Source organism: Cobetia sp. QF-1 (assembly GCF_002213105.1).
Classification (GTDB): Bacteria; Pseudomonadota; Gammaproteobacteria; order Pseudomonadales; family Halomonadaceae; genus Cobetia; species Cobetia crustatorum.
Genome location: NZ_NBVS01000006.1, coordinates 162019 through 178021, shown reverse-complemented (window position 1 = coordinate 178021; position 16003 = coordinate 162019). Strand labels below are relative to the sequence as shown.

The window sequence follows — 16003 nt, the reverse complement described above, 5'->3', positions numbered from 1 at the left end:
TTATCTTGCCCGGTCCGACAACTGATGATTCATCACGCAGCTATCTCGAACAGCGATGTCAGGTGCTGTCTGGCCGGATGCGAAGCGTCGCAGGCGAGCGATATCCAAATCGCCAATGTCGGCATAGTTAAAGCTATGGTCATCATGTGACAGGAATTCAAGCATTCGCAACGCATTGGCCGCAGTATAAGTAAGGAACCCCGCGTCGCGTTCGCTGCCATACAGGTGAGAGTCGGCGGTCGCCGATACTGAAGTCATGGAGGTTGCCATGCGTAATGATACCACTGAACGCCCGGAGCCCACGGGGCTGCCGGATGATGATGAAGTGCTGGATGCTGCCGTTGAGCAATGGCTGGCGGAGCATTCTGCTGGCCAGCCCGATGAATGGCCAGGGCATGAGTTACTCGAGAGTGAAGGAGAGGAGGCGACCAATGATGCGCTGCATGAAGCCGAGATCAACTGCCCTTACTGCGATACTCCCTTCACGTTGTTTCTTGATCTCGATGAAGGCAGCTTGCTGAATATTGTCGATTGCGAACGTTGCTGTCAGCCGATTCAGGTACGCCAGCATGTCGATCCGGTCAGTGGTGAGCTGGAGGGGTTGGATATCGGTCAGGACGACGACGTTCTATAATCCAGACGCCGCACGATTCCTCTAGCAGGATATTCTGGTCATGCAGTGCTTTGGCTTCATAGTGCGAGTACCCTTGCCGGAAGGTGTTTGGTAGCACTGTCATTGAGCTGCCATAGCCAATTTCTATGATGCTGATTGTGGCAAACATTTGGCATCCGCCACGTGTGACGATTAGTCTGTGTGGCGATTCATCACAAAGGCAGCCCGCTGCCTTTAACATCATCATTTCCTCAGGAGATCACCATGAGCGTATTGGTCGGACGTCAAGCCCCGGATTTCGAAGCCGCAGCAGTACTGGGCGACGGCACCATCGTTGACAACTACAAGCTGTCCGATTCCAAGGGCAAGCTACGCGTGCTGTTCTTCTGGCCGCTGGATTTCACCTTCGTATGCCCGTCTGAAATCATCGCCCACGACAACCGTCTGGCGAAGTTCAAGGAACTCGGCGTTGAAGTCATCGGTGTGTCCATCGATTCCCAGTTCACTCACCACGCATGGCGCAAGACCTCTCCGGACGCTGGCGGCATCGGTGAAGTCGGCTTCCCGATCGTGGCTGACGTCAAGCACGAAATCGTCCAGGCCTACGGCATTGAGCATCCGGAAGCAGGCGTCGCGCTGCGCGCTTCCTTCTTGATCGACGAAGATGGTGTCGTTCAGCACCAGGTCGTCAACAACCTGCCACTGGGCCGTAACGTCGACGAGATGGTCCGCATGGTCAAGGCCCTGCAGTTCCACCAGACCAACGGCGAAGTTTGCCCGGCAGGCTGGGAAGAAGGTCAGGAAGGCATGAAGGATACTGCTGAAGGCGTCGCCAAGTATCTGGCAGGCCACTCCAGCAGCCTGTAAGCCGCTAGGCTGTCCTTCGGTAAGTTGATTGCCGAGCGACTTGTCATCTACCTCTCGACACTCTCGCGAGGTAGATGACGCAGAAGCCGCTGCCTCTGGCGGCGGCTTCTGCATTTCTGATCTGCATTTCTGATCTGCATTTCTGATCTGAATGCTTGGTCTGCATATCAAGGGAGGAAGGCGTCAGTCATAAGCTTCTGCCATGCCGGTCTGAGGCCAATGCTGAAAGCCGTCGCTGTCTGCGCTACCCTGCCAATCCTGTTGCGCGAGCATCAGGTGTCTTATCACTACATGCAGTGCACTGAGCCATGTTGATCGCCTGTCATCACGTGGTGTGCCATTCGATGGCCTGCATCGCTCAGTACATTGACTGGCTTGCTGTCCCGCGCGCGGATGGCAAGCCGATGCCATCTGTTTTATCTGTTATCGAGGTCATCCATGAGTAATGTCCGTCACGAACGCCTGATCATTCTCGGTTCCGGCCCAGCGGGTTACACCGCTGCCGTCTATGCTGCGCGCGCCAACCTCAAGCCGCTGCTGATCACTGGCCTGCAGATGGGTGGTCAGCTGACCACCACGACTGATGTCGATAACTGGCCGGGTGATGACGCTGGCGTTCAGGGGCCAGAGCTGATGGAGCGCATGCGCCGTCATGCTGAGCGCTTCGAGACCGAAGTGCTGTTTGATCACATCAATGAAGTCACGCTTGGCGAGCGTCCGTTCATGCTCAAGGGCGACAATGGCAGTTATACCTGCGATGCGCTGATCATCGCCACCGGTGCCAGTGCCCAGTATCTGGGCCTGCCGAGCGAGCAGCAGTTCATGGGCCAGGGCGTATCGGCCTGTGCAACCTGCGATGGCTTCTTCTATCGCAATCAGGAAGTCGTGGTCGTCGGTGGCGGCAATACTGCCGTCGAGGAAGCGCTGTATCTGTCCAATATCGCTTCCAAGGTCACGCTGGTGCACCGTCGTGACAGCTTGCGTGCTGAGAAGATTCTGCAGGACAAGCTGTTCGAGAAGGTCAAAAACGGCAACATGGCCATCGAATGGCATCACGCGCTTGATGAAGTGTTGGGCGACAACTCTGGTGTGACCGGCGTGCGTCTCCGTCAGGTCGAGAGTGGTGCCACCAAGGACATGAATGTCATGGGTGTGTTCATCGCTATTGGCCACCGTCCGAACACCAGCCTGTTTGAAGGCCAGCTTGATATGCAGGGCGGCTATCTCAAGGTGCAGTCTGGTCTGGAAGGCAATGCTACCCAGACCAGTATCCCTGGCGTATATGCCTGCGGCGATGTGATGGATCACGTCTATCGTCAGGCCATCACGTCAGCAGGCACTGGTTGCATGGCCGCGCTGGATGCCGAACGTTATCTGGATGATCTGATCGCCTGATGAGCCACTAGCTCATGCCCGACAGAATGACTGACCGGCCCCGCGGCCTTGCTGCGGGGCCGGTTTACGTTGCAGAGCGGGTTTGCCTGACTCGATCCTGAAAAGATCAGTAGTGAGGCGGCAGCTCGTCTTGCAACGGCGTGTGATCTTCGCTTTCCCTCTGGACTCCCTCGTTGACTGGCTCACGTAGGGAGCGAAGCTGAGTCGCCATCAATGCATTAAGACGCTCAAGTGACTCTATCTGACGCTGCTGAGTGATCACCGTACGGTCTAGCGTGTCGAGCCAGTCATCCTGATGAGCGAGACGAGACTCGAGAGCTTCCAAGCGGGTTTCAAGCTCAGGATCGAGAGAGGTTGGCATCATCAATGCGCTCCGCTGAGATGTGATAGTTAAGGCGTCGAGTCAGAAGTGCTGTCGTGCCATGAAGAATGATAAGGGTTGAAGTATTGCACCTGAGTAGCATCAGGCGTGCATGGGTGAGCCGTGATAGACTGATTATGGTGCGATTTACTCCTTTTTCGTGTAACGCACCTGTTGACGGTAAAAGATGGCGTCGAGGTCTCCTCGAAGCTTTCTACTGCCGGTTCCATCGACTGATGCAGGGTAACCTGCACCACGAGCCAAGACGTGGTCAACCTGTCACTCCTTGTGTCAGTGCGGGCTACGGGCACCGCCGTGAGGCGCTGCGTTCAGACAGATTTCCCGACACCCCAGCGGGCCTTTTGCAAGTCACCGCCGGGTATCCGGGTCGCTGTCCTTGCTGCGACTGAGGCAGAATATTCTGATACGGATCATCTGAAGCACTGCCTTCTGCCCTGTCGCGATCTACCTACATCCATTACTTGAGAGAGTTTATCTTGATGAGTTCCAAGACGTTCTTCCGTTGTTTCATCATCAGTGTGTTGCTGGCACTGCCGGCACCGTTGCTGATTGCTGTCTTCATTACGCTGACCGGTGGCGAGTTGGCTACCACGCTGAACGATGCATTGAGTGTGCCGGGTTTTGAGCTGGCTTATGCAGCTGCCGCTGCTGCTGTCTTTATTCTGCTATTGGTCGCGACGCTAGCCATTCCGGCGCTGTCACCGCGTACTGCTGCCATGGCTGAAGTCGAAGACGACGATCGTGAGATCGGCGAGGTCAAGTGGTTCAACGTCAACAAGGGTTACGGCTTCGTGACTCGTGAGAGTGGTGAAGATGTTTTCGTTCACTTCCGTGCCATTCGTGGCAAGGGCCATCGCACGTTGGCTGAAGGTCAGAAAGTGCGTTATCACATCATCAGTAATGAACGTGGCCTGCAGGCTGATGATGTCACTGTCATCACCTGATCAGTGACATGGTCTCCTGAGCAGTACGGGAGACCATGGTGAAAACAAGAACGCCCCGCAGGCTCTGTCTGCGGGGCGTTCTTGTATCTGGCGATGATGCATTGGCTAACGAGCAAGAGCGGCGTATTTGCTCAACCCTTGTCGGGCCAGGTAAAGGCCTCTTCGCTACCATCCGGCAAGATGCGATAAAAGCGGTCTGGCTCATCGCCGGGCTGCCAGCTGCCTAGCGAGCAGCGGCTCTCTACCTGTAGGGCAGCGGCAACAGCGCGGGCGCAGTCCACATCACGTGCCCATGGTGTTGCTGCACTGTCGAACCATAGACTAGCGAAGCCATTGGCCACTTTTTCTACCACCAGCAATGCAATGTCGTCACCATCACGTGTCAGGCGTGTGCGATGCTGAAGTCTGCCTGCGGGTTGAAATACCACCACCTGCCCGAACAGTTCGCTCAGCCAGGCACCGAGCGCCTCGAGGCTGAGCGGCTTCAGATAGATTTCGATATCTGGATACTGCTCATCGCCAGCATCGGCGTCGATAGTGTCAATGGTATGGCTCATGCCGTGGCCTCACGGGTCGTGGGGACGAACAGGTATTCGAGGATGTGCTCATAGGCGCTGGAGAGTTGATCCAGATCGCTGGCCATCACACGTTCGTCAATCTTGTGAATGGTGGCATTGACCGGGCCTAGCTCAACGACCTGAGTGCCGAGGGTTGCGATGAAGCGTCCATCGGAGGTGCCGCCAGAGGTGGACAACACTGGCTTGCGACCCAGTGCACGCGCCACGCCGTGGATGGCAGCATCGACCAGCGCACCCTCCGGCGTCAGGAAGGGCTCGCCGTTCAAGGTCCAGTCGATCTCCACGTCCAGCCCGTGCGCCGCGAGAATTTCGTGGGTGCGACGTTTGAGATCATCAGCTGTCAGCGCGGTGGAGTAGCGGAAGTTGAATACGACTTCCAGCTCACCGGGAATGACATTGGTTGCGCCGGTGCCGCCACGAATGTTGGAAATCTGGAAGCTGGTCGCCGGAAAGAACTCATTGCCGTCGTCCCAATGCTCAGCGGTCAGTGCGGTCAGCGCCGGTGCTGCTTCGTGGATCGGGTTGCGTGCCAGGTGAGGATAGGCGACATGGCCTTGAACGCCGCGCACACGCATCACCGCGCCCAGTGAGCCACGGCGGCCATTTTTGATGACGTCACCGGCATAGTCGGTGGAGGACGGTTCGCCGACGATGCAATAGTCGAGACGCTCGTGGTGTTCACGTAGATATTCGACCACCGCACGGGTGCCGTGGACTGCAGGGCCTTCTTCATCAGACGTGATCAGGAAGGCGATACGGCCTTCGTGGTCCGGGTACGCAGTCACGAAGCGTTCGGTGGCGGTCAGCATCGCCGCCAGTGAACCCTTCATGTCAGCCGCGCCACGGCCACACAGGAAGCCGTCAGCGTCGATGCACGGCGAGAATGGCGGGTACTGCCAGTTGGCCTCAGGGCCGGTCGGTACGACGTCGGTATGGCCAGCGAAGGCCATTACAGGGCCATGATGGCCGCGCACCGCCCAGAAATTCTCGACATCGCCGAACGGCAAGCGTGTGATCTCGAATCCGATGGCTTCCAGACGTTTGATCATCAGTGCCTGGCAATCCAGGTCATCTGGCGTGACGGAGGGGCGTTCGATCAGGTCGAACGCCAGCTCCAGTGTCGGTGAGAGGTCAGAAGGGCGTGGCGGAAGCGGTGCGTGTGAATCAGTCATCATGGGCCATCGCTGCAGGCGTCGTCGCGAGGAGCGACAGCGCGGAATTCGGGGGGAGTGACGTAGATCGTCAGACTGGCCCGGACGCGTCCGGGCCAGAAGGTACCGCGAGTGGCCGGAAAGTCATGTCCGACAGTCACTCGCCACACGCATCAGTTGTGTGCGTGCAGGGCATCATTGAGTGCGATGGCGCTCTTGTTGGTGAGGCATTCGACACGGCCGGTGACGGAGTTGCGACGCAGTAGCAGGTCGTCCTGGCTCGCCAGCTCACGTGCCGCGACCGTCTCGACTTCCTGACCTTTGTTGTCGAAGACCATGACCTTGGTACCGGCGGTGATGTAGAGGCCAGCTTCCACGGTGCAGCGATCGCCCAGCGGGATGCCGATACCGGCGTTGGCACCGATCAGGCAGCCTTCGCCGACCTTGATGACGATGTTGCCGCCACCGGACAGGGTGCCCATGGTGGAACAGCCGCCGCCCAGGTCAGAGCCCTTGCCGACGAAGACGCCCGCGGCGATGCGGCCTTCGATCATGCCCGGGCCTTCGGTGCCGGCATTGAAGTTGCAGAAGCCTTCGTGCATCACGGTGGTGCCTTCACCCAGATAGGCACCCAGACGCACACGTGAGGTGTCGGCGACGCGAATGCCGGTCGGCACCACGTAGTCGGTCATCTTCGGGAACTTGTCGACACAGTCCACGGACAGGGTGCGACCTTCCAGGCGAGCCTTGAGGCGACGCGCCGGCAGTTCTTCGATGTCGATGGCACCTTCGCTGGTCCAGGCGACATTCTTGAGCAGTCCGAACATGCCGGTCAGGTCGATGCCGTGCGGGCGAACCATGCGGTGGGACAGCAGGTGCAGCTTGAGGTAGACCTCCGGCACGCTCTGCGGTGCGGCGTCTTCCTCGATGAACATGGCGACCAGCGGGCGCTGGGAGGCCGCCAGGCTTTCAGCCAGCTCAGCCTGAGCGCTGTCACCGGCGTCACGCAGGGCGCTGGCCAGTGCGGCGCAGTGTTCCGGCAGGAAGCTGGTGGCGGTGGTGCCAGCCGGCGCGTCCAGTGCCTTGCGAGCGGCGTCAGCGACGGCAGCGTTCGGCGTATGCAGCGGGGCAGGATAGTAGACTTCCAGCCAGTCGCCGGTGGTGTTCTGGGTGCCGATTCCGAGGGCAAGGCTCAACATCGTGTCAATCTCCAGGGTGTCCAGTAAAAAAGAGGGTGTCAGTCTTGCGGTTCATAGACCGCTTTGTCATAGCCGATCACCAGATCCACCTCATCTTCGGCATGATGTCGCTCGAGAATGGGGCGCTTGATCAGGGTCGGATGCTCCAGCATCAGCGCACGTGCACTGTTGGCATCGATGCTGTCACGTTGTTCATCGCCTAGCGCGCGCCAGCTGGTGCTGCGCTTGTTGAGCAGATTGCTCCATGCGGTGCGCTCCAGCCAGAATTCCAGCAGGCTGGCGGAGAGGCCGTCCTCGCGCAGGTCGTGCCAGCGATAGGGCACTCCTTGAGTATCGAGTGCGCGACGTGCCTTGCGGCAGGTGTCGCAGGTCTTGATGCCGTAGAGCACGTGCATGACGATCTCCTTGAGTGGCCTTGAGAAATAGCAGAGCTCAGTGGATGCGTTCCACGAAACGACGCAGGCGCTGGGCGGCTTCGATGGTCTGTTCAAGCTCGGCCACCAGTGCCAGACGAATGCGTCCTGCTCCCGGATTCACGCCGTTCACTTCACGTGCCATATAGCTGGCGGGCAGTACGCCCACGGCCTCTTCGCGCAGCAGATCACGCGTGAAGGCAGCATCGTCTCCACCTGGTACGGCGGGATAGAGGTAGAAGCTGGCTTCGGGGGTCGGGAAGTCCATTACCGGTGCCAATATCTTGGTCACCGCGGCAAATTTCTCGCGGTAGGCATCACGGTTGGCTAGCACGTGCGCCTCGTCATTCCAGGCGGCAATGGAGGCGTACTGGTGATGTTGCGGCATCGCGCAGCCATGATAGGTGCGGTAATGACGGAAGCGACGGATCACCTCACCATCGCCGGCCACGAAACCGGAGCGTAACCCCGGCAGGTTGGAGCGCTTGGACAGCGAGTGGAAGACCACGCAGCGCGCGTAGTCATCGCGACCCATGGCGGCACAGGCTTGCAGCAGGCCTGGCGGCGGTGTGGATTCGTCGAGATACAGCTCCGAATAGCACTCATCAGAGGCGATCAGGAAGTCGTGCTCATCCGCGAGGCGAATCAGCTGCTGGAAGTCGGCCAGCGGCGTTACCGCGCCGGTGGGATTGCCCGGCGAGCAGATGAAGACGATTTGGGTGTCACGCCAGACATCGGCCGGCACCGCGGCGTAGTCGGGGCGGAAGCCGTTCTCGGCGGGGCAGGGCAGGTAGGTCACTTCACCACCGGCCAGTAACGTCGCACCTTCATAGATTTGATAGAAAGGATTTGGCACCAGTACGCGCGCAGGGCGGGTGCGGTCCAGCGCGGCCTGGATGAAGGAAAATAGCGCTTCGCGGGTACCGGTGACCGGCAGCACCTGTCGCTCGATATCGGGTGTGGCATTGAGTGAGAAGCGACGCTCTAACCACTGGGCGATGGCTGTGCGCAGCTCCGGCATGCCACCGGTAGCGGGGTACTTGGCCACGCCCATGATGTGCTCGCGCAGGGTGTCGAGTACGAACTCGGGCGGTGCATGGCGTGGCTCGCCAATGGTCAGTGCGATAGGTTCCAGCGCCGGGTTAGGGGCGATGCCTTCTCGCAGCTTGGCCAAGGTTTCAAACGGGTAGGGCTTGAGCTGGTCGAGATCCGGATTCATGCACATTCCATGGGTGATGGCCGTGGGCGTGACGCATAGGGCCGAGCAAGAGGAAAAGGCGTCCGGCGACTGTGTTGGACGGCCATGCAAGTCGATTCGCAATTATAAGGAAGCGAGGCGGTACCCTCAATCGTGTGCGCGCCGCCCAGCCTCTCTATGTGCTGATCTAGCCGCGTTCGCCGACTTCAAGGACCTCCGTCAGGGCGTCGCGCAGACGCTCCTGACGAGCAGGGTCAGTAATGGGGTCGCCGTCGCGATCAGTGATGAAGAAGATATCTTCTACCCGCTCGCCAAGGGTGACGATCTTGGCGGCATCGATGGCGATTTCTTGCTCCATGAACACACGGCCGATGCGCGCCAGCAGGCCCGGGCGGTCCGAGGCGACCACTTCCAACACGCTGCGACCGTTGGTGTAATCCTGACTTAGCGTGATGCGCGGCGCGATGCGGAAGTGCTTGAGCTGACGTGGTGTATGGCGATTGACGATGACCGAGTAGTCATCGGGGTCGTCCAACTCCTCCACCAGATGCGTACGAATGTCGGTCAGGCGCGCGGTATCGCGGATTGGCTCGCCATCGTCATCCAGCAGGATGAAAGTGTTGAGTGTCCAGTTGTGGCTGGAGGTGGCGATGCGTGCATCGTGAATCGACAAGCCCAGCTGCTCAAGTGCAGCAGCGGTAGCAGCGAACAGGTTGTCAACCGAGCGGGTGTGGATGAAGACCTTGGTGCCACCTTCGGTCATCTCTTCGGTCGGTGCGCTGGTCAGCACCAATGGCAGCGGCTCACCGTTTGCGTCGTACTGGGGAGCGGCCTGGCACGCGAGAATGCCCTGGGTATGCCATGCGACTTCACTGGGGGCGTAGCGCACGAAATAGTCATCGCCCAGGCTGGCCCACAGCGCCTCGGCATCGCTGCGTGTGGTGCCCATGCCGATCAGTAGCGAGAGTGCTTCTTCACGTGTTTCAGCAATCCACTCGTGACGCTCCGGTGGATGTTCTAACCCGCGTCGTAGTGCGCGTCGGGTTTCCATGTGTAGCTGACGTAATAGCGATGCACGCCAGCCGTTCCACAGCGAGGGGTTGGTGGCGTTGATATCAGCTACCGTCAGCACGTAGAGATAATCCAGATGCGTCTCGTCACCGACGATTTCAGCAAAGCGCGTGATGATTTCCGGGTCGGCGATGTCTTGCTTTTGAGCGGTCATTGACATCAGTAGGTGATGGCGCACCAGCCAGCTCAGCGTACGGGTATCACGCAGGCTGAGTGCATGGCGCTGCGCAAAGTCTTCTACCTCGAGCGCTCCAAGTTCTGAGTGATCGCCACCACGCCCTTTGCCGATATCGTGATAGAGCCCAGCGATCCACAGCAGTTCCAGCTTGGGCAGTTCACGAATCAGGGCGACCGCAACCGGAAACTCTTCCTCGGCATCTGGCGCGCGAAATTCCTGCGCGACCTTGAGCAGGCGCAGCGTATGAGCATCCACCGTATAGACATGGAACAGATCGTGCTGCATCAGCCCCACGGCACGACCGAAGGCCGGTAGATACTTGCCGAGAATCCCGTAGCGCGCCATGCGCTTGAGTACGCGGGGCACGTTGCCGCCGCAGCGCATCAGCTCCATGAACAGGCTCTGATGGCGGACATCGTCACGGAAGGCATCATCGATCTGATGGCGATGATCGCGCAGCGCACGGATGGTGTCAGCGCGCACGCCTTCGATTTCCGGATGCTGCGCCATTAGCAGAAATAGCTCCAGCAGCGCGGCAGGACGCCGCCGAAACACACCTTCTTCGCGCAGGCTGATATAGCCACTGCGAATCTCGAAACGTGCATTGAGCGGTATGGTGCTGACGGATTCATCGCGCCGTAGAATTGCCTCATCGAAATGCTGCAGCAGCATGTCGTTGAGGCCGGCCAGCGCGGTGACGTGACGGTAGTAGCGCTTCATGAACTGCTCGACCGCGAGGTGCTCCGGCGTGTCGATGAAGCCAAATAGCTCAGCGATAGCACGCTGGTGATCGAATAACAGGCGGTCCTCGGCGCGGCCGGCCAGCATGTGCAGGGCAAAGCGTACCTGCCACAGGAAGGCCTGGCCCTGGCTGAGGATGCGCAGCTCGGCATCGTTCATGAAACCCAACTCGACGAGATTGTCGTAGCGCTCAACCCCGAAGTGGCGTTTGGCGACCCAACCGATCATCTGGATATCGCGCAGCCCGCCCGGTGATGACTTGATGTTGGGCTCGAGGTGATACTCGGTGTTGGCGAACTTGTGGTGACGAGTGATTTGCTCCTGCCACTTGGCCTCGAAGAAGGCCTCGGCTGGCCACAGGTGTTCGGTCGCCAGCCGTTCGCGCATGGCTTCGCGTAGCCGCTGAGGCCCGGCGACAATGCGCGACTCGAGCAAGTTGGTGATGACGGTGACATCAGCGCGTGCCTCACGCTCGCAATCATTCAACGAGCGCACTGACTGGCCGATCTCGAGCCCGATATCCCATAAGAAGGTGATGAAGGCGGACAGCGCTTCGCGATAGTGCGTGTCATCGTCCTGCTCCAATAGCAGCAACAGGTCGATATCAGAATGAGGGTGCAGTTCGCCGCGGCCATAGCCGCCCACGGCGAGCAGTGCAATGCCCGTGTCCGGCCAGGCCTGTCGATGCCAAGCGATGGCCAGCAGGCGGTCCAATGCGCGGGCACGACCATGAATGAGGTCGCGGATATCGGCGCCTGCCTTGAAGCGGGTTTCAAGCCGCTCCTGAACCTGCGCCAATGCCCGCTTGAACAGTGGGATGGGCGTCTTCGTCGTGGCCAGCTCGCGATCGAAGGTGGCGGCGTCGTAAAGCGCTTCGCGTTCGACGAAGTGGTAGTGGTGCAGGAGCATCGTGATCAACCCTCGAGGAAGGAGAAGTCCTCTTCATCGCGACGCGTGAGCACCTCGACGCCGGTAGCCGTGACCAGCAGTGTATGTTCCCACTGGGCAGACAGGCTCTTGTCCTTGGTGACAGCGGTCCAGTCATCCTTGAGGACTTTCACCTTGTAGCCGCCGACATTGACCATCGGTTCGATGGTCAGGCACATGCCTTCGAGTAGCTCTGCGTCAGCACGTGCTTCATAGCCATCATAATGCAGCACCTGCGGATCTTCATGGAAGCCAGCACCGATGCCGTGACCACAGAAGTCGCGCACGACACTATAACCTGCGGACTCTGCATGTTTTTGAATGACACGCCCCAGTTCTGACAGTCGTACGCCCGGGCGTACCAGTTCAATGCTCTTGTAGAGGCATTCCTGGGTGACGCGGCACAGGCGCTCGGCCTGGATGGTCGGCTCGCCGACGATGTACATCTTTGAGGTGTCGCCGTGGTAGCCATCCTTGATCACGGTGATATCGATGTTGAGGATATCGCCCTTTTTCAGCTTCTTGTTGTCATCAGGGATGCCGTGACACACCACATGGTTGATCGAGGTGCAGATGGACTTGGGGAAGCCGTGATAATCGAGCGGTGCCGGAATGCAGCCCTGAATCTCGGTGATGTGATGGTGCGCGATGCTGTTGAGTTCGCCGGTAGTGGCTCCGGCACGAACGTGTTCGTCGAGCATTTCCAGTACTTCGGCCGCCAGACGGCCGGCGACGCGCATCTTGTCGATTTCTTCAGCTGTCTTGATGGGAATGTTCATGAGGACTCGAGGTGGGAATGAGGGAGGCGAAACGCCGCTAGACCGCGCGTGGCGGGGTGGCGACTGGATGGGTCGCATATCCGCCAGGACATCGACGACTTCATATCGCAGTTGAGCTATGGTATAAAGCCGCGCGCTTTCCTGCAAATTTACCCGACAGGTCACCTCTAGGCAGACCAAACGGCAATCGCTTGCAGAAACGCGTACATAACCCCAATCCACACACGTTCCGTCACATGGTCCCGGGTGCCGCGCAAGCGGTCGGATCCATGGGGGACGTGGAGGCCCAACCCGATATCCAGGAGATATTCACATGGCGCAAGTCAACATGCGCGATCTGCTCAAGGCAGGCGCACACTTCGGTCACCAGACCAAGTACTGGAACCCGAAGATGTCCAAGTTCATCTTCGGCGCTCGCAACAAGATCCACATCATCAACCTTGAGCACACCCTGCCGGCACTGAATGAAGCCGTCGCTGTGGTCGAGAAGATGGCTGCCAATGGCAACAAGATCATGTTCGTGGGCACCAAGCGCGCTGCCGGCAAGATCATCAAGGAAGAAGCTCGCAAGTCAGGCCAGCCGTACGTCAACCATCGTTGGTTGGGCGGCATGCTGACCAACTTCAAGACGATCCGTCAGTCCATCAAGCGTCTGCGTGAACTCGAGCAGATGCATGAAGACGGTACCTTCGCGAAGCTGACCAAGAAAGAAGTCCTGATGGCCACTCGTGAGCAAGACAAGCTCGAGCGTTCCATCGGCGGTATCAAGGACATGGGCGGCCTGCCGGACGCAATGTTCGTGATCGACGTTGACCACGAGCGCATCGCGATCAACGAAGCCAACAAGCTGGGCATCCCGGTCATCGGCGTCGTCGATACCAACTCCAACCCGGACGGCGTGGACTACGTCATCCCGGGTAACGATGACTCCATCCGCGCCATCCAGATCTATGTCCAGGCAATTGCAAACGCCTGTGGCAAGAACAAGGAAGAAGAGCTGGCCGGTGAGTTCGTCGAGACTGCGGCTGAAGAAGACGCAGCTGAGTGATCCTGGCGGCTTGATCTGACTGTCATGAACGCTGCGCTATACTGAGGCAGCATGGCCTAGCCCAACGGCAGTCAGGTCAAGCAATGAGGGGGCCACGGCCCCCTCATTTGCGACCGCCTTGTGCGGTCGTGACCGAATTCCCGTATTCAAAGACGTCGACACGACAGAGGTTTCATCCCATGGCAGCTATCAGTGCATCTATGGTAAAGGAACTGCGTGAGCGTACTGCGCTCGGCATGATGGAATGCAAGAAGGCTCTTACCGAAGCCGGTGGTGACATCGAGCTGGCGATTGAGAACCTGCGCAAGAACTCCGGCTTGAAGGCCTCCAAGAAAGCTGGCCGTGTGGCCGCTGAAGGCGCCATCGTCATCAAGGTCGCCGACGATGCCAGCTATGGTGTGATGGTCGAAATCAACTCCGAGACCGACTTCGTCGCTCGTGATGACAATTTCAAGGCCTTCACCAACCTGATCGCCGATCGCGTGTTCGCTACCAAGAACACCGATATCGCCTCCCTGATGGAAGGTGAGCTGGAAGATACTCGTGGCCAACTGGTTCAGAAGATCGGTGAGAATATCTCCGTTCGTCGTGCTGCAGTGGTCGAAGCGCCTGCTGGCGGTGTCGTCGGTGGTTACGTCCACGGCGGTCGTATCGCTGCGCTGACGCTGCTCACCGGTGGTACTGGTGAAGTGGCCAAGGACGTTTCCATGCACGTCGCAGCCGTCAATCCGGTCTGTGCACGTCCGTCCGACATGCCGCAGGAACAGATGGACGCAGAAAAGGCCATCATCCTTGCTCAGCCGGACATGGCTGGCAAGCCGGCAGAAATCGCCGAGAAGATGTCCCTGGGTCGTCTGAAGAAGTATCTGGCTGAGAACAGCCTGACCGAACAGCCGTTCGTCAAGGATCCGAACCAAACCGTCGCCGAGTTTACCAAGGCCGCCGGTGGTGAAGTGGTGTCCTTCGTACGCATGGAAGTCGGTGAAGGTATCGAGAAGGAAGAAGTCGACTTCGCAGCTGAAGTCCGGGAGCAGGTCAGCCGCGCGTAATGGCTGACTGATTCCGTTCTCACGATGGCGTGCGCATAGTCGCACGCCATCGTGTATCTGGCCCCCGCCTTCGGGCCACCCCGTTCCCCGTAGTGTCAGTATCAGGAGAGTTTCGCATGGCCACCATTCCCGCTGAACGCAATGCCAAGTACAAGCGCATACTGCTCAAGCTTTCCGGTGAGGCCCTGATGGGCGATGGCGAGTTTGGTATCGATCCTAAGGTGCTTGATCGCATGGCGCTGGAAATCGGTCAGTTGGTGGGTATCGGCGTCCAGGTCGGCATCGTGATCGGTGGCGGTAACCTGTTCCGCGGCGCAGCCCTGCAGGCAGTTGGTATGGAGCGTGTGACCGGTGATCATATGGGTATGCTGGCGACTGTCATGAATGGTCTGGCGCTGCGCGATTCTCTTGAGCGCTCCAATATTCGCTCTCGCGTGATGTCTGCCATTCCGATGAGTGGTGTGGTCGAGCATTACGATCGCCGTACCGCGATTCGCTATCTGACGTCGGGAGATGTGGTCATCTTCTCCGCCGGAACCGGTAACCCGTTCTTCACGACCGATTCCGCGGCCTGTCTGCGTGGTATCGAGATCGATGCAGACGCGGTCATCAAGGCAACCAAGGTCGATGGTGTCTACGACAAGGATCCGGTCAAATATCCGGATGCCGTGAAGTACGACAGTCTGAGCTACGACGACGCACTTGATCAGAAGCTTGGCGTGATGGATTTGACCGCCATCTGTCTGGTGCGTGACCATGACATGCCGGTGCGGGTGTTCAACATGAACAAGGTAGGCGCGCTGCTCAACCTGGTGGTGGGTGGCAAGGAAGGCACGCTGATTGACAGAAGAGGGTAAGTTTGTGATCAACGACATCAAGAAAGACGCCGAAGCACGTATGAAGAAGACCATCGAGTCTCTCGGTGCCGCCTTCAGCAAGATCCGTACGGGGCGTGCGCATCCGAGTATTCTGGATGCCGTGACCGTCGATTATTATGGCAGTCAGGTACCGCTGAATCAGGTGGCGAACATCACCACCGAAGACGCGCGTACCCTGACAGTTGTGCCGTGGGAAAAGCCTATGGTGCAGAAGGTCGAGAAGGCGATCATGACCTCCGACCTGGGCCTCAACCCGTCTTCTAACGGTGACGTGATTCGTGTCCCGATGCCGATGCTGACGGAAGAGACGCGCCGTGGTTACACCAAGCAAGCGCGCGCTGAAGCCGAAAACGCCCGTGTTGCACTCCGCAATGTTCGTCGTGATGCCAACGGCGACATCAAGAGCCTGCTCAAGGACAAGGACGTGTCCGAGGACGATGCACGTCGCGGAGAAGATGAGATCCAGAAGCTGACCGACAAGTATGTGGCGGAAGTCGACAGTGCTCTGGAGCACAAGGAAACCGACCTGATGCAGGTCTGATCGGGTCTGTCGCCGGCGCTCTGTCGGCGGCATCCGGTGCTCGTAGTGAGA

At 58.9% G+C, this 16003-nt stretch carries 17 protein-coding genes; 8 read left to right on the top strand and 9 right to left on the bottom strand.

What is annotated here, in order from left to right:
* Complete coding sequence (locus CFN46_RS12750; RefSeq protein ID WP_024951233.1) at window positions 1-258, bottom strand: hypothetical protein; 258 nt, start codon at window positions 256-258, stop codon at window positions 1-3.
* Window positions 259-268: 10 nt separating this feature from the next.
* Here CFN46_RS12750 and CFN46_RS12745 point away from each other — a divergent pair, with 10 nt between their 5' ends.
* From CFN46_RS12745 to trxB, 3 genes are all read left to right on the top strand, one after another.
* Window positions 269-634 (top strand): CPXCG motif-containing cysteine-rich protein, encoded by a 366-nt coding sequence (locus CFN46_RS12745; RefSeq protein ID WP_024951234.1) that lies wholly within the window; start codon window positions 269-271, stop codon window positions 632-634.
* A gap of 243 nt (window positions 635-877) precedes the next feature.
* A complete protein-coding gene (locus CFN46_RS12740; RefSeq protein WP_024951235.1) occupies window positions 878-1480 on the top strand; it encodes a peroxiredoxin in 603 nt (200 codons plus the stop codon).
* A 438-nt stretch (window positions 1481-1918) separates the two neighbouring features.
* Window positions 1919-2875, top strand: a complete 957-nt coding sequence (trxB, locus tag CFN46_RS12735) for a thioredoxin-disulfide reductase (RefSeq protein WP_088743720.1) — start codon at window positions 1919-1921, stop codon at window positions 2873-2875.
* A gap of 106 nt (window positions 2876-2981) precedes the next feature.
* On the opposite strand, the gene CFN46_RS12730 is transcribed toward trxB, so the two are convergent.
* Window positions 2982-3239, bottom strand: coding sequence for a SlyX family protein (locus CFN46_RS12730; RefSeq protein WP_051510737.1), 258 nt, complete (start codon window positions 3237-3239; stop codon window positions 2982-2984).
* A gap of 497 nt (window positions 3240-3736) precedes the next feature.
* Here CFN46_RS12730 and CFN46_RS17815 point away from each other — a divergent pair, with 497 nt between their 5' ends.
* Window positions 3737-4201, top strand: a complete 465-nt coding sequence (locus CFN46_RS17815; RefSeq protein WP_024951238.1) for a cold-shock protein — start codon at window positions 3737-3739, stop codon at window positions 4199-4201.
* 131 nt (window positions 4202-4332) lie between these two features.
* Here the strand turns inward: CFN46_RS17815 and CFN46_RS12720 are convergent, their stop codons facing one another.
* The 7 genes from CFN46_RS12720 to map form a co-directional block, all read right to left on the bottom strand.
* Entirely contained in the window at window positions 4333-4758 is a 426-nt protein-coding gene (locus tag CFN46_RS12720) for a hypothetical protein (protein WP_024951239.1), read from the bottom strand.
* Window positions 4755-5951, bottom strand: coding sequence for a succinyl-diaminopimelate desuccinylase (dapE, locus tag CFN46_RS12715; RefSeq protein WP_035159090.1), 1197 nt, complete (start codon window positions 5949-5951; stop codon window positions 4755-4757). Before dapE ends, CFN46_RS12720 begins: the two co-directional genes overlap by 4 nt.
* 152 nt (window positions 5952-6103) lie before the next feature.
* Complete coding sequence (gene dapD, locus CFN46_RS12710; RefSeq protein WP_024951241.1) at window positions 6104-7129, bottom strand: 2,3,4,5-tetrahydropyridine-2,6-dicarboxylate N-succinyltransferase; 1026 nt, start codon at window positions 7127-7129, stop codon at window positions 6104-6106.
* Window positions 7130-7167: 38 nt separating this feature from the next.
* Complete coding sequence (locus tag CFN46_RS12705; RefSeq protein WP_024951242.1) at window positions 7168-7524, bottom strand: arsenate reductase; 357 nt, start codon at window positions 7522-7524, stop codon at window positions 7168-7170.
* A gap of 37 nt (window positions 7525-7561) precedes the next feature.
* Complete coding sequence (dapC, locus tag CFN46_RS12700; protein WP_024951243.1) at window positions 7562-8761, bottom strand: succinyldiaminopimelate transaminase; 1200 nt, start codon at window positions 8759-8761, stop codon at window positions 7562-7564.
* A 166-nt stretch (window positions 8762-8927) separates the two neighbouring features.
* Complete coding sequence (locus CFN46_RS12695) at window positions 8928-11639, bottom strand: [protein-PII] uridylyltransferase (protein WP_088743719.1); 2712 nt, start codon at window positions 11637-11639, stop codon at window positions 8928-8930.
* A gap of 5 nt (window positions 11640-11644) precedes the next feature.
* Window positions 11645-12436: a type I methionyl aminopeptidase gene (map, locus tag CFN46_RS12690; RefSeq protein ID WP_088743718.1), complete on the bottom strand. Its 792-nt coding sequence runs from the start codon at window positions 12434-12436 to the stop codon at window positions 11645-11647.
* Between the two features lie 313 nt (window positions 12437-12749).
* Between map and rpsB the strand changes: the two genes are divergently transcribed.
* The 4 genes from rpsB to frr all read left to right on the top strand — a co-directional run bounded on the left by rpsB (window position 12750) and on the right by frr (window position 15952).
* Window positions 12750-13484 carry a 30S ribosomal protein S2 gene (gene rpsB / locus CFN46_RS12685; protein WP_024951245.1) on the top strand — a complete coding sequence of 245 codons (735 nt, stop codon included), beginning with the start codon at window positions 12750-12752 and terminating at the stop codon, window positions 13482-13484.
* Window positions 13485-13663: 179 nt separating this feature from the next.
* Window positions 13664-14533 carry a translation elongation factor Ts gene (gene tsf / locus CFN46_RS12680; RefSeq protein WP_088743717.1) on the top strand — a complete coding sequence of 290 codons (870 nt, stop codon included), beginning with the start codon at window positions 13664-13666 and terminating at the stop codon, window positions 14531-14533.
* A 116-nt stretch (window positions 14534-14649) separates the two neighbouring features.
* Window positions 14650-15390 carry a UMP kinase gene (gene pyrH / locus CFN46_RS12675; RefSeq protein WP_024951246.1) on the top strand — a complete coding sequence of 247 codons (741 nt, stop codon included), beginning with the start codon at window positions 14650-14652 and terminating at the stop codon, window positions 15388-15390.
* Window positions 15391-15394: 4 nt separating this feature from the next.
* Entirely contained in the window at window positions 15395-15952 is a 558-nt protein-coding gene (gene frr / locus CFN46_RS12670) for a ribosome recycling factor (protein WP_024951247.1), read from the top strand.
* Window positions 15953-16003: the final 51 nt, after the last annotated feature.

Coding starts and splice junctions, on each gene's coding strand:
- CFN46_RS12695 (WP_088743719.1), bottom strand. CDS start 11,639: ATGCTCCTGCACCACTACCACTTCGTCGAACGCGAAGCGCTTTACGAC.
- trxB (WP_088743720.1), top strand. CDS start 1,919: ATGAGTAATGTCCGTCACGAACGCCTGATCATTCTCGGTTCCGGCCCA.
- rpsB (WP_024951245.1), top strand. CDS start 12,750: ATGGCGCAAGTCAACATGCGCGATCTGCTCAAGGCAGGCGCACACTTC.
- CFN46_RS12730 (WP_051510737.1), bottom strand. CDS start 3,239: ATGATGCCAACCTCTCTCGATCCTGAGCTTGAAACCCGCTTGGAAGCT.
- map (WP_088743718.1), bottom strand. CDS start 12,436: ATGAACATTCCCATCAAGACAGCTGAAGAAATCGACAAGATGCGCGTC.
- dapE (WP_035159090.1), bottom strand. CDS start 5,951: ATGACTGATTCACACGCACCGCTTCCGCCACGCCCTTCTGACCTCTCA.
- CFN46_RS12705 (WP_024951242.1), bottom strand. CDS start 7,524: ATGCACGTGCTCTACGGCATCAAGACCTGCGACACCTGCCGCAAGGCA.
- tsf (WP_088743717.1), top strand. CDS start 13,664: ATGGCAGCTATCAGTGCATCTATGGTAAAGGAACTGCGTGAGCGTACT.
- CFN46_RS12745 (WP_024951234.1), top strand. CDS start 269: ATGCGTAATGATACCACTGAACGCCCGGAGCCCACGGGGCTGCCGGAT.
- CFN46_RS12750 (WP_024951233.1), bottom strand. CDS start 258: ATGACTTCAGTATCGGCGACCGCCGACTCTCACCTGTATGGCAGCGAA.
- dapD (WP_024951241.1), bottom strand. CDS start 7,129: ATGTTGAGCCTTGCCCTCGGAATCGGCACCCAGAACACCACCGGCGAC.
- CFN46_RS17815 (WP_024951238.1), top strand. CDS start 3,737: ATGAGTTCCAAGACGTTCTTCCGTTGTTTCATCATCAGTGTGTTGCTG.
- CFN46_RS12740 (WP_024951235.1), top strand. CDS start 878: ATGAGCGTATTGGTCGGACGTCAAGCCCCGGATTTCGAAGCCGCAGCA.
- pyrH (WP_024951246.1), top strand. CDS start 14,650: ATGGCCACCATTCCCGCTGAACGCAATGCCAAGTACAAGCGCATACTG.
- CFN46_RS12720 (WP_024951239.1), bottom strand. CDS start 4,758: ATGAGCCATACCATTGACACTATCGACGCCGATGCTGGCGATGAGCAG.
- dapC (WP_024951243.1), bottom strand. CDS start 8,761: ATGAATCCGGATCTCGACCAGCTCAAGCCCTACCCGTTTGAAACCTTG.